Source organism: Brevundimonas sp. ALps5, from assembly GCF_058681645.1.
The window spans coordinates 827,981-840,510 of the sequence record NZ_CM178744.1 but is presented as its reverse complement, the minus strand read 5'-3'; the positions used below and the strand labels follow the sequence as shown (position 1 = coordinate 840,510).

The 12,530-nt window shown below is 67.8% G+C and carries 13 protein-coding genes; 4 read left to right on the top strand and 9 right to left on the bottom strand.

All coding sequences use genetic code 11. From position 1 onward, the window contains the following. Position 1 precedes the first annotated feature (1 nt). Entirely contained in the window at positions 2-559 is a 558-nt protein-coding gene (locus ACW172_RS03970) for a biliverdin-producing heme oxygenase (protein WP_492033891.1), read from the bottom strand. Positions 560-666: 107 nt separating this feature from the next. Here ACW172_RS03970 and ACW172_RS03965 point away from each other — a divergent pair, with 107 nt between their 5' ends. Next, positions 667-1,878 carry a hypothetical protein gene (locus ACW172_RS03965; RefSeq protein WP_492033890.1) on the top strand — a complete coding sequence of 404 codons (1,212 nt, stop codon included), beginning with the start codon at positions 667-669 and terminating at the stop codon, positions 1,876-1,878. Between the two features lie 12 nt (positions 1,879-1,890). Here ACW172_RS03965 and ACW172_RS03960 read toward each other — a convergent pair whose 3' ends face one another. Continuing rightward, positions 1,891-2,703 carry a crotonase/enoyl-CoA hydratase family protein gene (locus ACW172_RS03960; RefSeq protein WP_492033889.1) on the bottom strand — a complete coding sequence of 271 codons (813 nt, stop codon included), beginning with the start codon at positions 2,701-2,703 and terminating at the stop codon, positions 1,891-1,893. Between the two features lie 112 nt (positions 2,704-2,815). Beyond that, entirely contained in the window at positions 2,816-2,971 is a 156-nt protein-coding gene (locus ACW172_RS03955) for a hypothetical protein (RefSeq protein ID WP_492033888.1), read from the bottom strand. Between the two features lie 149 nt (positions 2,972-3,120). On the opposite strand from ACW172_RS03955, the gene ACW172_RS03950 reads away from it, so the two are divergent. Next, entirely contained in the window at positions 3,121-3,363 is a 243-nt protein-coding gene (locus ACW172_RS03950; protein ID WP_492033887.1) for a DUF1289 domain-containing protein, read from the top strand. Positions 3,364-3,481: 118 nt separating this feature from the next. Beyond that, on the top strand, positions 3,482-4,015 hold the full coding sequence (locus tag ACW172_RS03945; RefSeq protein ID WP_492033886.1) for a TIGR02281 family clan AA aspartic protease: 534 nt from the start codon (positions 3,482-3,484) through the stop codon (positions 4,013-4,015). Here ACW172_RS03945 and ACW172_RS03940 read toward each other — a convergent pair. Further along, positions 4,012-4,686, bottom strand: coding sequence for a hypothetical protein (locus ACW172_RS03940; protein ID WP_492033885.1), 675 nt, complete (start codon positions 4,684-4,686; stop codon positions 4,012-4,014). The genes ACW172_RS03945 and ACW172_RS03940 overlap by 4 nt on opposite strands. Before the next feature lie 86 nt (positions 4,687-4,772). Beyond that, on the bottom strand, positions 4,773-5,768 hold the full coding sequence (dusA, locus tag ACW172_RS03935) for a tRNA dihydrouridine(20/20a) synthase DusA (RefSeq protein ID WP_492034934.1): 996 nt from the start codon (positions 5,766-5,768) through the stop codon (positions 4,773-4,775). A 213-nt stretch (positions 5,769-5,981) separates the two neighbouring features. Between dusA and ACW172_RS03930 the strand changes: the two genes are divergently transcribed. Continuing rightward, positions 5,982-8,462, top strand: coding sequence for a S9 family peptidase (locus tag ACW172_RS03930; RefSeq protein ID WP_492033884.1), 2,481 nt, complete (start codon positions 5,982-5,984; stop codon positions 8,460-8,462). 43 nt (positions 8,463-8,505) lie between these two features. On the opposite strand, the gene mmsB is transcribed toward ACW172_RS03930, so the two are convergent. From mmsB to ACW172_RS03910, 4 genes are read right to left on the bottom strand one after another with little or no spacing between them, the layout of a single operon-like run. Then, the gene (gene mmsB / locus ACW172_RS03925; protein ID WP_492033883.1) at positions 8,506-9,405 is read right to left on the bottom strand and encodes a 3-hydroxyisobutyrate dehydrogenase; all 900 of its coding nucleotides are present in this window, start codon (positions 9,403-9,405) and stop codon (positions 8,506-8,508) included. Further along, on the bottom strand, positions 9,402-9,722 hold the full coding sequence (locus ACW172_RS03920) for a hypothetical protein (RefSeq protein WP_492033882.1): 321 nt from the start codon (positions 9,720-9,722) through the stop codon (positions 9,402-9,404). The genes mmsB and ACW172_RS03920 overlap by 4 nt, the downstream gene beginning before the upstream one ends. Continuing rightward, positions 9,719-10,858: an isobutyryl-CoA dehydrogenase gene (locus ACW172_RS03915; protein WP_492033881.1), complete on the bottom strand. Its 1,140-nt coding sequence runs from the start codon at positions 10,856-10,858 to the stop codon at positions 9,719-9,721. Before ACW172_RS03915 ends, ACW172_RS03920 begins: the two co-directional genes overlap by 4 nt. Before the next feature lie 9 nt (positions 10,859-10,867). Next, the gene (locus tag ACW172_RS03910; RefSeq protein WP_492033880.1) at positions 10,868-12,370 is read right to left on the bottom strand and encodes a CoA-acylating methylmalonate-semialdehyde dehydrogenase; all 1,503 of its coding nucleotides are present in this window, start codon (positions 12,368-12,370) and stop codon (positions 10,868-10,870) included. Positions 12,371-12,530: the final 160 nt, after the last annotated feature.

The following is a 12,530-nucleotide window of genomic DNA, read 5'->3' as shown; positions in this document are numbered from 1 at the left end:
GTCAGTCTCCGCAAAGAACCTCATGGGCATAGCGGAAGCCGGCGACGCCGCCGGCCAGAACGTCCGGACGCGCCTCGGGTTCCCGGCGGTCGGCCGCGTCGAGAACCTCGACGAAACGACGCCACCAATCCCCTGTATCAGCCCCGTACGGATGCAAAAAGCGCAATCCGGCCAAATCCTTACCCTGGCCGAGAAGTGTACGGTGGATGACCCGGCCGCCCAGTGAACTGCCCTCCAGCACATACCACCGGCCGAGGGCCTCTGCGGCCGAGCGAACGGTCGGCGGCGTGGCCGTCAGGGGCTGGCCGCCGAGCTCGGCGAGGTCCCGCGCAATGCCCTCCGCCCGGCGGCGACGCCCGAACTCCAGTCCCGGCATGTCTCCAAGCCACGGCTCCACCGCCGGCTCGACCGAGGCATGCAGCCGGTGGAAGCGGGCGACCAGATCGCGGCGCCGCTCCGGATCGGCGACCCGACCGAACAGGTCGATGTCGGTCTCCAGCGCCTTGTGCGCTTCGCCGGTGGCCTCGCGCAGGGCCGCGATGATCTGGGGTTGGGACATCAAGCCTGTCTGCCGAAGCCGGCGCACCGACGCCAGAGGCGAATGTGTCGTGAGACGTTAAGACCGATGGTGCAGGGTTCGTTTCGGGTCGTTTCGGGAGGGACGTCATGAAGCGGGCGACGCCCATCTTGTTTCTGTTCCTCGTGATCGCGTGGGTCGCGGGGCCGTTCCTCTATCGCGCCAGCTGGGCCCTGACCGGCGCGCCGGTCGCGACGCGGACGACCTTTCCCCTACCGAAGGTCACGCCGGAGAAGGCGCGGGTTTTCGGTCGCGACACCACTGTCGCGACCGAGCCGACGCCCTCGTGGGCGGTGCCGCCGTCGTCCGGCTTGTACGAGTGGCCCGGCGACAAGCCGCTCTCGTCGGAGGCAAGGCTAAAGAAATGCGGTCTGCCGCGACCCGACCCGAACGCCGAAATCATTCTGCTGGGGGTCGGGAGTGGCGAGGCGCTTGCCACCGTCAGTCTGGCGCATGAGGGCATGGCGACGACCGTGGTCGATCTGATCATAGAGCCCGGAGATCGGCCCCTCTATCTGGTTCTGTCATCCTGGCAGAACATCATCTGGCGGCTCGAGGGCGCCACGGACCGTGTGTCGCAGGTCGGTCTGCTGGCCTGGCCCCGGGCGTTCGCGTGGCCAGGGTCGCGAAAAGGGTTGCAGTTCAATGTCCCACCGCCTCCGCCGCGCTATGCAGGGGTAACTGGTCTTCCGGCGGCGCGCGTCGTGACTGCGCAACCCGCCAACTGTCTCATGGTGGGCGACCTGGCGCGTGAGGACCTGATGGAGACCACTGCGGCCCGGGCGAAATCCCTGTTCGGACGGCCTGCGGTGGTAATGGCCGGAGGCGACCGGGCCAGCGCCGTCCGGTTGCCGTCCGGAGTCGCCGCGACGATGCAGGCGCCGGCTCAAACGACCGGATCGGTCATGCCGGCTCCTCCCGCCACGATGCCCGAATCCTGGGCAGAGGCGCCGGATCCGCTCAGCCAGTGGCCGGGTGGGTTGGTCACGGTTCACACGAGCCAGGTCGCTTCGTCGGTGGCGGTCAGGCCCGCCGGGCTTTTACCCGGGTCCATGGGGCTGGCGCAGTTGATCGAAGCCGGCGACATCCGCCGGGTCCGGCGCGGCGATCGCGTCGAATATCAGGTCCATCGGCCGATCGCGCGCCTGCCGTCCGGGATGTCGCCATGGTCCGTCTTCGTGCTGGAACCGGGCGTCCCGGCGCCGGCCCGTGGTGATGGGACAGACTGCATTCGACGCCGAACAATCTCGGGACTGCCCTTCACCTATCCAGTTGGGCCGAGGCCATGCATGAAGTGGTGATCCCGGCCCGCGTCAGTCGCCCGTGAAGGTCCCGGGGCGCTTCTCGAGCACCGCCGTCACCCCTTCGATATGGTCGTCGGTCAGATGGGCCAGGGCCTGCATGGCCGCCGACAGCTCAAGCGTCTGGTCGAAATTCATGTCGCGGCCCTGACGGAGCAGGGACTTGGCCATGCGCAGGGCGCGGGGCGGCTGGGCGGCGACCTGTGCGGCGGTGGCGAGCGCCTCGGTCATCAGGGCCTCATGCGGCACGACACGGTTGACCAGACCCCAGCGGTCGGCGGTCTCGGCGTCCACGGACCTTGCGGTGAACAACATCTCGGCGGCGCGGACATAGCCGACGTTGCGGGGCAGCAGCCACGAGCCGCCGTCGCCGGGGATGATACCCAGCTTCAGGAAGGGCACGCCGAAGCTGGCCCGGTCCGAGGCGATTCGGATGTCGGCCAGCCCGGCGATGTCGCAGCCCAGACCGAATGCGGGGCCGTTGACCGCCGCGATCAGCGGGACCTCCAGCCCGTAGAAGGCGCGGACGATCCGGTGCACGACCCGGCGGTACTGCTCACGGATGGCCGCGCCCGAACCCGAGAACAGATCCTCGCGCGCCTTCATGGAATTGAGGTCGCCGCCCGCCGAGAAGGCGCGACCGGCGCCGGTCAGGACCACGCAGCGGATATCGAGGTCGGCGTTCACCGCCTCGCAGATGGCCGCCACCTCGTCGCCGTCGGTCAGGTCGGGCAGGGCGTTCAGCCGCTCGGCCCGGTCGAAGGTCAGGACCAGCACCGATCCGCCGCCGGGCTGGGCGATCTTTTCCTGAAGGATGAAGGCCACGACGCGCTCCGGAATTGCAAAACCCCGGCCTTGTCGGGGCCGGGGCGCGGTGGCGCAAGTCGAAACCTGCTGTCTGATCTTGCGATCTGGCTTCGGCCCGGATCAGCGGACCCTATCGGGGGCGCTTGATCTCGATGGGCGTGAAGTTGGACGGATGGCTGACCACGCGATCGTTCGCGCGGCTCTGTTTGCCCGAGTTGACCAGCATCCCGCCCCAGAAGGCGAAGGACGTCATGGCGTGCTGGAGATTCCGTTCCTTGTCGTTCATGTTTGATGTCTCCTTTCGTTGAACGAGGAAAAGAGACGCGTCGTGCTTGCAGGGGTTTGCACCCTCTTAGTCGTTTTGCGTCGAGTTTTAGATCGCACACGGAACGATTAATTGCAAGGGTTTTGGTCTGGGTTCGGAGTATATTTCGCATGTCTGTCACGCCTGTGACTCATGAGCCACGGCCAGAGAACCGGGTTGTTCCCCGCGCCATCGCGACCCCTTGCGTCAAGGTCTGCATCGTCGACGGCGTCTCCGGCCTCTGCCTCGGCTGCTACAGGACGCTGATCGAGATCGGCGGCTGGTCCGGTCTGACCGACGAACGGCGCGCTGAAATCATGGCCGAATTGCCGGGGCGAAAGAGCCAGATCGAGCCCGCAAAACTGGGGCTCTAACGCGCCGCCGATACGGCTCTGCTCGCTAACCTTTTGTCAGCCACATCGGTTCACCGCATCCCAAGACGGCTGTGAGAGAGTGATCTGGCCGCAGAAGCGGTTTCAGTCGCGTGAGCCCATGATCCGCTTCGATTTTCAGACGGTCGCCGTCATGCTGATGGCCACGGCCTCCTCGCTGAGCGTGGCCTTCTGGCTGAATCACGCCGATGCGCGGGGCCAGGCGCATGCCGAGACCGTCGCGGTCATTCCCGCGGTGGCCGCGCCCGCCCATCCGCATTCCGGCGCGAGCGCCGCCCAGGTGCTCAAGGCCGCCGACGGCCACTACTGGGCCGAGGCCGAGATCGACGGTCGCGCCGTCCGCGTGCTGGTCGATACCGGCGCCAGCGTCGTGGCCCTGACCCGCGAGGACGCCCTGCGTCTGGGGCTTCATCTGACTTCGGACGATTTCACCCGCACGGTCCAGACCGCGTCCGGCCCCGCCCGCGCCGCGGCGGTCGAGCTCAAGTCTGTCGCCATCGCCGGCGCCGAGGTTCGTCAGGTCCAGGCCCTGGTGGTCGAGAACGGTCTCAGCCAGTCCCTTCTGGGCATGAGCTATCTGGGGCGTCTGTCCGGCTTCGAGGCGACGCCCGCCGGCCTCACCCTGCGTCCCTAGAACCTGTAGGTCACACCCACCTGCACCACGGGCAGGACCTTGTAGTTGTCCGCTTCGTTCTGGATGTCGGCCTCTTCCTGCGCCAGCCGCGCCTGGAAGGTCGGGTCGCTGGACAGCGTCCCGCCGCTGGAATTCAGATCGACCTGGGGCGCATCCCCGAACGCGGCCCCGGCCAGCAGGCGGAAGCCCCAGTGGCCCGCGTGGGTGAAGGTGTTGTCATAGCCGATGCCGACGAAGGGCGCGGTGCTCTCCAGCTCGATCTTGCCGTTCAGATTGCCGATCTGGGCTGGGGTGAAGACCACGCCGCCGATGTTCGTATTGGTGGTCGGGGTGGCGTCCAGATTGACATCGCGCGAGCCAAAGAAGGCGCCGGCCGAGACGAAGAAGGCGTTGCCGGTCGGGTGCCAGTCGATGAAGGCGCCGGGCGAGTTGAAGTCCAGCTGGGCGTTGTAGGCGACGTCGTTGTAGCTGTCGTCGCGGTCGAACTTCAGCGCGTCATAGGAGCCTCGCACCACAAAGTTCGGCGACAGGGAATAGAGGACCGAGACGCCGCCGCCGGGCGTGCCCAACTGGCCGCCGACGGCGAACCGGCCGTCCTGGGCGGAGGCGCCCGACGCGAGGGCGAGAGCGGCGACGGCGGTCGCGGCGAAGAGGCAGGTCAGGCGGATCATGGGAGAACTCCGAAGAGGGCGGCCGGGGGAGCGGTTCGCCTTCTAATGGATTCACCCGATAGACGTTCCCCGCCGCCTGTGCCTGGTCAGGCGGCGCGGTCTTCGGCCTGGCTGACTTCAAACGCCCGTTCGGCCTCGCGCACGGCCTCGACGGCGCGATCGACGACCTCTATCCCGGCGCCCCTGGCGATGGCCTCGACGGTCAGGATACGGCGGAAGGCGCGGGCTCCACGACGGCCGTGCATCAGCCCCAGCATGTGCCGCGTCATGGCCGGCATATGCACCCCTTCTTCCAGTCGGGCGACCAGATAGGGGCGATAGCGGGCGATGGCTTCGAACGGATCGACGTCGGGCGTCTCCGCCCCGAACAGCCGCCGGTCGACCTGACCCAGAAGGGCCGGCTCGTGATAGGCGGCGCGGCCCAGCATGACCCCGTCCAGCTGCACCCCGTCCGAGGCGTCCAGATGGGCCTCTGCGGCCTCCAGCGAGGCGATGCCGCCGTTGATGCAGATGGTCAGATGCGGCCGCTCGCGCTTCAGTCGGCGCACCAGATCATAGTCCAGCGGCGGCACGTCGCGGTTTTCCTTGGGCGACAGACCCTTCAGCCAGGCCTTGCGGGCATGGACGATGAAGGTCGTGATCCCGACGGCGGCCGAGGCGTCGACCGTGGCGAACAGGCTGGTTTCCGGATCCTGATCATCGACCCCGATGCGGCATTTGACGGTGGCGGGAACGCTGACGGCCTCCTTGATCGCGGCCATGCAGTCGGCGACCAGCTCGGGCTCGCGCATCAGGCAGGCGCCGAAACGCCCCGACTGCACCCGGTCCGAAGGGCAGCCGACGTTTAGATTGATCTCGTCATAGCCGAAGGCCTCGCCGATCTTCGCGGCCTCGGCCAGCTGGGCCGGGTCCGAGCCACCCAGCTGCAGGGCGACCGGATGCTCGACCGGGTCGAAGCCCAGCAGCCGCTCCCGATCGCCATGCACCACGGCCGGCGAGGTCACCATTTCGGTGTAGAGCAGGGCCCGTCCGCTCAAGGCGCGGTGAAACGCCCGGCAATGCCGGTCGGTCCAGTCCATCATGGGGGCGACGGACAATCGGTGCGCCGGAGCGGTCAAGCCTTGGGCCTTTTGCGGAAGGGGAGGAGAGGGAAGCTGGGGTCTCTAATCCATTTCGCAAGATTTTTCGCCCCCGATCTGGCGGCGCGCCGGACCGGCGGTCGAGACGGGGTTGTCAGGCTTGGCCTTACCGATAGTGTCGCGCCTCCATTCGTCCGCAAAGGAGCTTGAGCCGCCATGACCCTTCGATCCCTGCGTGGGCTGGCGCCCGTTCTGTTGTGGGCGCTCGCCGCCCCGGCCCTGGCCCAGAACGCCGCTCCGGCCGCCTCGGGCGCACTCGCCTATCAGCAACCTCCGGCGCCCATCGCCTCGATCCTGGACGCCCGGCCGACGCCGAGCGCCAGCGTCAGCCCCGACAACAAGGTCCTGGCCCTGCTGGACCGGTCCAACCTGCCGACCATCGCCGAACTGGCCGAGCCCCAGCTGCGGCTCGCCGGCTATCGCATCAATCCGCGCAACAACGGCCCGGCCAATGCCCGGATCTCCTGGCTGACGGGGCTCAGCTTCCAGTCGGTGGACGGCGGCGCGGCGCGCGTCGTGGCCCTGCCCGCCGGAGCGCGGTTCACGGCGACGACCTGGTCGCCGGACGGCAAGCGGCTGGCCTTCCTGCTGGACCGTCCTGGCGGGCTTGAGCTGTGGGTCGCCGACGTCGCCACCGCCTCGGCCAAAGCCCTGACCGGTCCGCGCGTCAACGCCGCCGCCGGGGCCGAACTCGACTGGCTGCCCGACAGTTCGGCGATCCTGACCCTGCTGGTCCCCGAGGGAAGGGGCGTCGCACCCGACACTGCCCGCGCACCGACCGGACCGACGGTCGCGGAAAGCATGGGCCGCGCCGCGCCTGTGCGCACCTATCAGGACCTGCTGACTGATCCCGTCGACGCCGCCCTGTTCGACCACTATTTCACGGCTCAGCTGGCCCGGGTCGGCCTGGACGGCCAGACGCGGCTTCTGGGCGCGCCGGGCGTGATCCTGAACGTCTCCCCCTCTCCGGACGGCCGCTATATTCTCCAGACCGTGGCCAAGGGGCCGTGGAGCTATTCGGTGCCGGCGGGTCTGTTCCCGGCCGACGTCTTCATCACCGATGCGGACGGCAAGGTGGTCCACGAGGTCGCCGACCTGCCGCTACGCGACGACATCCCGATCGCCTTCGACGCGGTCGCGCCCGGACCCCGCGCGGCCCAATGGCGCGCCGACGCCCCCGCGACCCTGGTCTGGGTCGAGGCCCAGGACGGCGGCGATCCGCGCAAGCCCGCCGAGGTTCGCGATCGCCTGTTCAGCCTGGCCGCGCCCTTCAACGCCGCGCCCCAGACCCTGGTGGACCTCAAGGAACGCTACGACGGCGTGCGCTGGGGTCGGGCCGACGTCGCCCTGGTCAACAGCCAGTGGTTCAACACCCGGCACGAGACCCGCTATGTTATCGACCCCTCCAAGCCGGGCACGGCGCGCGTCCTGTTGGAGCGCAACTATCAGGACCGATACAACAATCCCGGCGATCCGATCATGGAGCCCAACGCCGCCGGGCGGTCGGTGCTTCAGTTCACCGCCGACGGTTCGGGCGTGCTGATGACCGGCCCCGGCGCCTCGGCCTCGGGCGAGCATCCCTTCCTGGCCGCGATGAACCTGACGACCGGGCGTTCGACCCGTCTGTGGCAGGCGGCTGAGAGTGACTATGAAACCGTGGTCGGCCTGGTCGATCCAGCGGGGCGCCGCATCATCACCCGGCGCGAAAGCCGGCTGGATCCGCCGAACCTGCAGATCCGCGACACCCGCAACGGCCGGGTCACGCCGCTGACCCGTTTCCCTGATCCGGCGCCTCAACTGGCGGGGGTGACCCAGCAGTCGATCACCTACACCCGCGATGACGGGGTGCAGCTGTCCGGGACCCTCTATCTGCCGGCCGGTTACGACAAGACCCGGGACGGGCCCCTGCCGATGCTGATGTGGGCCTATCCGGCCGAGTTCACCGACGCCGCCGTCGCGGGTCAGGTGGTCGGCACGGGCAACCGGTTCGTGCGCCCCGGCGGCTCCAGCCACCTGTTCCTGCTGACTCAGGGCTATGCGATCCTCGACAACCCCTCCATGCCCATCATCGGCAAGGACGGGGCGGAGCCCAATGACACCTATGTCGCCCAGCTGACGGCGGATGCGAAGGCGGCCGTCGATGCGGTGGTCGCCATGGGCGTCGCCGATCGTGACCGCATCGCCGTCGGCGGCCACAGCTACGGCGCCTTCATGACCGCCAACCTGCTGGCCCACACCGATCTGTTCCGCACCGGCATCGCGCGCTCGGGCGCCTATAACCGCACCCTGACGCCGTTCGGCTTCCAGTCCGAACAGCGCGATTACTGGGAGGCGACGGACGTCTATACGGAGATGTCGCCCTTTACCTACGCCAACCGGTTCAACGAGCCGATCCTGCTGATCCACGGCGAGGCCGACGACAACTCGGGCACCTTCCCGATCCAGTCGGAGCGGTTCTATGCGGCGCTCAAGGGCAATGGGGCGACGGTGCGCTATGTCGTCCTGCCGCTGGAAACCCACGGTTATCGGGCGCGGGAATCCGTCGGCCATACCCTGTGGGAGATGACCCGCTGGCTTGACCAGTATGTGAAGAACGCGCCGCCGCGGACCCCCGCGGCGGCCCCGACGGCTCAATAGGGCGAGGCGCCGCCCCGGAACCCGGTTCCGGGGCGGTTTCGCTTCAGGCCTTCGGCAGCCCGTCCAGCTGTCCACGCAGCATCTGCAGGATGGCCGAGAAGTCGCGGCCGCCGTAGCCCAGGCCGTTGAACATCTGGAACAGGGCCTCCGACTGGGCGCCCAGCGGGGTCGAGGCGCCGGCCTTGGCCGCTGCGTCCTGGGCGAGCTTCAGGTCCTTCAGCATCATGGCCGTGGCGAAGCCGCCGTCGTAGTTTCGGTTGGACGGCGCCGTCGGCACCGGCCCGGGCCAGGGGTAGTAGGTCGTCACCGACCAGCTCTGACCCGACGACTTGGCGGCGATGTCGAAGAATTTGACCGGGTCCAGACCCAGCTTTTCAGCCAGGGCGATCGCCTCGCAGGTCCCCAGCATGGTGATGCCCAGGATCATGTTGTTGCAGATCTTGGCCGCCTGTCCCGCGCCGTGATCGCCGGCGCGGAAGGTGGCCCGGCTCATCGGCTCCAGCGCCGCCTCAATGCGCGCGAACTGGTCCTCGACGCAGCCGACCATAAAGGCCAGGGTCCCGGCGTCGGCCGCCATCGTTCCGCCCGAGACCGGGGCGTCGGCGAAGACATAGCCCGCCTCGCTGGCCAGGCCCGCGACCTTGCGCGCCGTGTCGACGTCGATGGTCGAACAGTCGAGCAGCAGGGCGGAGGAGGGGGCGGCGCCGATGACCTGCTCGGAATAGACCGACAGCACATGCGGTCCGGCGGGCAACATGGTTATGACGATGTCGGCGTCCTTGACCGCCTCGGCGACCGAGCCGGCCGACGAACAGCCTGCGCCCTTGGCCCGGTCCAGCGCCGCCTGCGACAGGTCGAAAGCCGAGACCTCATGGCCCGCCTTCGCCTGGTTCGCGGCCATGCCGCCGCCCATATTGCCCAGGCCGATGAATGCGATCTTCATGGTGTTTCCTCGTTGAGTTCAGGCCCGGTTTGTCCGGATCTCGTGGCTATGAGCTTGCTTGCGATCTCGAGATTGAACGCTCTCGGCTGAGGGCATTCCATGTGCTCGTTTGACGCCCAGTCGAGATAGTCCGCGATCTGCTCCGGTGTTTCGTCGCGCATGACCTTGCCGATGATCGGCCAGACATAGCCGTCGTACTCGTCGTCAGGCCCCCAATCGTAAACCCCGATTGGATCCCAGTCGCGCCAGAGGATGGCATGCACCGCCGGTCCCAACGGATGCTTGAGCCTCTGTTCGACCGGAAGAAGGAGGCTCACTGTCTCAACATCTCCCGGGCGGTGATGACCCGCATGATCTCGTTGGTGCCTTCAAGGATGCGGTGGACCCGCAGGTCCCTCACGATCCGCTCCAGCGGATAGTCCTTCAGATAGCCGTAACCGCCGTGCAGCTGCAGAGCCTCGTCGGCGATCTGGAAACAGGCGTCGGTGGCGAGGCGCTTGGCCATGGCGCACCATTTGGTCTTCTCGGCGTGGTTCGTATCCAGAGCCCAGGCGCCGCGCAGCACCATCAGCCGGGCGGCCTCCAGCTCGGTCGCCATGTCCGCCAGTTTGAACTGGGTGTTCTGAAACTCGGCCAGGGCCTTGCCGAACTGCTTGCGGCTCGCGACGTAATCCTGCGCCGTCTCCAGCGCGAGGCGGGCGCCGCCCAGCGAACAGGCGGCGATGTTCAGCCGCCCGCCGTCCAGCCCCATCATCGCATAGCGGAAGCCGTCGCCCTCCTTGCCCAGAAGATTGGCCGCCGGGATGCGGCAGTCGTCGAACTGGACGATGGCGGTCGGCTGGGCGTTCCAGCCCATCTTCTTTTCCTGGGCCCCAAAGCTCAGGCCCGGGGCATCCTTGTCGACCACGAAGGCCGAAATGCCCTTCGGCCCCGCCTCGCCCGTGCGGGCCATCACGACATAGACGTCACTGGTCCCGGCGCCCGAGATGAAGGCCTTGGAGCCGTTCAGGACGTAGTGATCGCCGTCCAGCGTCGCGGTCGTCCGCATCGCCGCGGCGTCCGAGCCCGAGCCCGGCTCGGTCAGGCAGTAGGAGGCGATTTTCTCCATAGCGACCAGCGACGGGACGTAGCGGCCGCGCAGGTCGTCCGAGCCGAACCGGTCGACCATCCAGGTCGCCATATTGTGGATCGAGATGAAGGCCGCGACGGAAACGTCGCCCCGGGCCAGCTCCTCGAAGATCACCGCCGCCTCGACCCGGCCCAGCGCCATCCCGCCGTGCTCTTCGCCCGTGTAGATGCCGCAGAAGCCCATCTCCGCCGCCGAACGCATGACGTCGACGGGGAAGATCTTCTTCTCGTCCCACTCGGCCGAGTGGGGTTTGAGCTGATCCTCGGCGAAGGCGCGGGCGGCCTCCTGAATGGCGCGCTGGTCGTCGGTGAGGGCGAAGTCCATCTGGCGGCCTTACGCCATCGTCGGGATGACGAAGGAGCTGTCTGCGTGCTCGAGCTCCGAGTCCGGCCAGCGGGCGGTGATGGTCTTGACCTTGGTCCAGAACTTCACGCCTTCCATGCCGTGCTGGTTGGTGTCGCCGAAGGCCGAACGCTTCCAGCCGCCGAAGGTGTGATAGGCGACCGGCACCGGGATCGGCACATTGATGCCCACCATCCCGACATTGACGCGGGCGGCGAAGTCGCGGGCCGCGCGGCCGTTCTGGGTGAAGATGGCGACGCCGTTGCCGTACTGGTGCTTCGACGGCAGCGACAGGGCTTCCTCGAACGACGCGGCGCGGACGATCTGCAGCACCGGGCCGAAGATCTCTTCCTTGTAGGATTCCATCTCGGGCGTGACATTGTCGAACAGCGACGGGCCGACGAAATAGCCCTTCTCGTGCCCCTGCAGGGTGAAGCCGCGGCCGTCGACGATCAGGTCGGCGCCGTCCTTGACGCCCTGTTCAATCCAGCCCTCGACCCGGGCCTTGTGCTGGGCCGTGACGACCGGGCCGTAGTGGGCGCCGGCGTCGGTCGAGATGCCGACGCGCAGGGTCTCGATCTCGGCGACCATCCGGTCACGCAGTTCGTCGGCCGTCTTCTTTCCGACCGGCACGACGACGGGCAGGGCCATGCAGCGCTCGCCCGCGCTCCCGAAAGCGGCGCCGGCCAGATCCTTGACCACCTGGTCCATGTCGGCGTCGGGCAGGACGATACCGTGGTTCTTGGCGCCGCCCATGGCCTGGACGCGCTTATGGTTGGCGGCGCCCGTCTGGTAGACATAGTGGGCGATGTCGGACGAGCCGACGAAGCTGACCGCATGGATCAGCGGGTGGGTCAGGATGGCGTCCACGGCCTGCTTGTCGCCGTGCACGACGTTCAGCACCCCGGCGGGGGCGCCCGCCTCCATCATCAGTTCGGCCAGACGCACCGGCACCGAGGGATCGCGCTCGGACGGCTTCAGGATGAAGGTGTTGCCCACCGCGATGGCCACGCCGAACATCCACATCGGGATCATGGCCGGGAAGTTGAACGGGGTGATGCCCGCGACCACGCCCAGCGGCTGGCGCATGGAATAGACGTCGATGCCGGGGCCCGCGCCCCAGGTGTATTCGCCCTTCAGCGCGTGCGGGATGCCGCAGGCGAATTCGATGACTTCCAGACCGCGCTGGATGTCGCCCTTGGAGTCGGCGATGACCTTGCCGTGCTCCGAAGACAGCATTCCGGCCAGCTCGTCCATGTTGGCTTCGACCAGGCGTTTGAACTCGAACATCACCCGGGCGCGGCGCTGCGGATTGGTCGAGGCCCAGCCGTCGAAGGCGCCCTGGGCGGCCTGGACCGCGCGGTCCATCTCCGCGTCATTGGCCAGCTGCACCCGGGCCTGAACCTCGCCGGTGTTCGGATTGAACACGTCCGAGAAACGCCCCGAGGCGCCGGTGAAGCTCGCGCCGTTGATGAAGTGATTGATCTCGCGCATCGGCTGCGTCCTGTTGGTTTCTGTCCCTGTTGCGGCCCGATCTAGCAGGCCGGGCAGGGCGATGGCATTGCAAAGTTGCGGTCACTGACCTGCGAAAACGCATTGTCGCGCGACACTGAAGCTTCTCCTGCGTCAACCGCGATATCCGCTACGCTTGGCG

What these genes read in the sequence shown, in the direction of transcription:
- ACW172_RS03970 (WP_492033891.1), bottom strand. Translation starts at nt 559, where the DNA reads ATGTCCCAACCCCAGATCATCGCGGCCCTGCGCGAGGCCACCGGCGAA.
- ACW172_RS03965 (WP_492033890.1), top strand. Translation starts at nt 667, where the DNA reads ATGAAGCGGGCGACGCCCATCTTGTTTCTGTTCCTCGTGATCGCGTGG.
- ACW172_RS03955 (WP_492033888.1), bottom strand. Translation starts at nt 2,971, where the DNA reads ATGAACGACAAGGAACGGAATCTCCAGCACGCCATGACGTCCTTCGCC.
- ACW172_RS03950 (WP_492033887.1), top strand. Translation starts at nt 3,121, where the DNA reads ATGTCTGTCACGCCTGTGACTCATGAGCCACGGCCAGAGAACCGGGTT.
- ACW172_RS03945 (WP_492033886.1), top strand. Translation starts at nt 3,482, where the DNA reads ATGATCCGCTTCGATTTTCAGACGGTCGCCGTCATGCTGATGGCCACG.
- ACW172_RS03940 (WP_492033885.1), bottom strand. Translation starts at nt 4,686, where the DNA reads ATGATCCGCCTGACCTGCCTCTTCGCCGCGACCGCCGTCGCCGCTCTC.
- dusA (WP_492034934.1), bottom strand. Translation starts at nt 5,768, where the DNA reads ATGATGGACTGGACCGACCGGCATTGCCGGGCGTTTCACCGCGCCTTG.
- ACW172_RS03930 (WP_492033884.1), top strand. Translation starts at nt 5,982, where the DNA reads ATGACCCTTCGATCCCTGCGTGGGCTGGCGCCCGTTCTGTTGTGGGCG.
- mmsB (WP_492033883.1), bottom strand. Translation starts at nt 9,405, where the DNA reads ATGAAGATCGCATTCATCGGCCTGGGCAATATGGGCGGCGGCATGGCC.
- ACW172_RS03915 (WP_492033881.1), bottom strand. Translation starts at nt 10,858, where the DNA reads ATGGACTTCGCCCTCACCGACGACCAGCGCGCCATTCAGGAGGCCGCC.
- ACW172_RS03910 (WP_492033880.1), bottom strand. Translation starts at nt 12,370, where the DNA reads ATGCGCGAGATCAATCACTTCATCAACGGCGCGAGCTTCACCGGCGCC.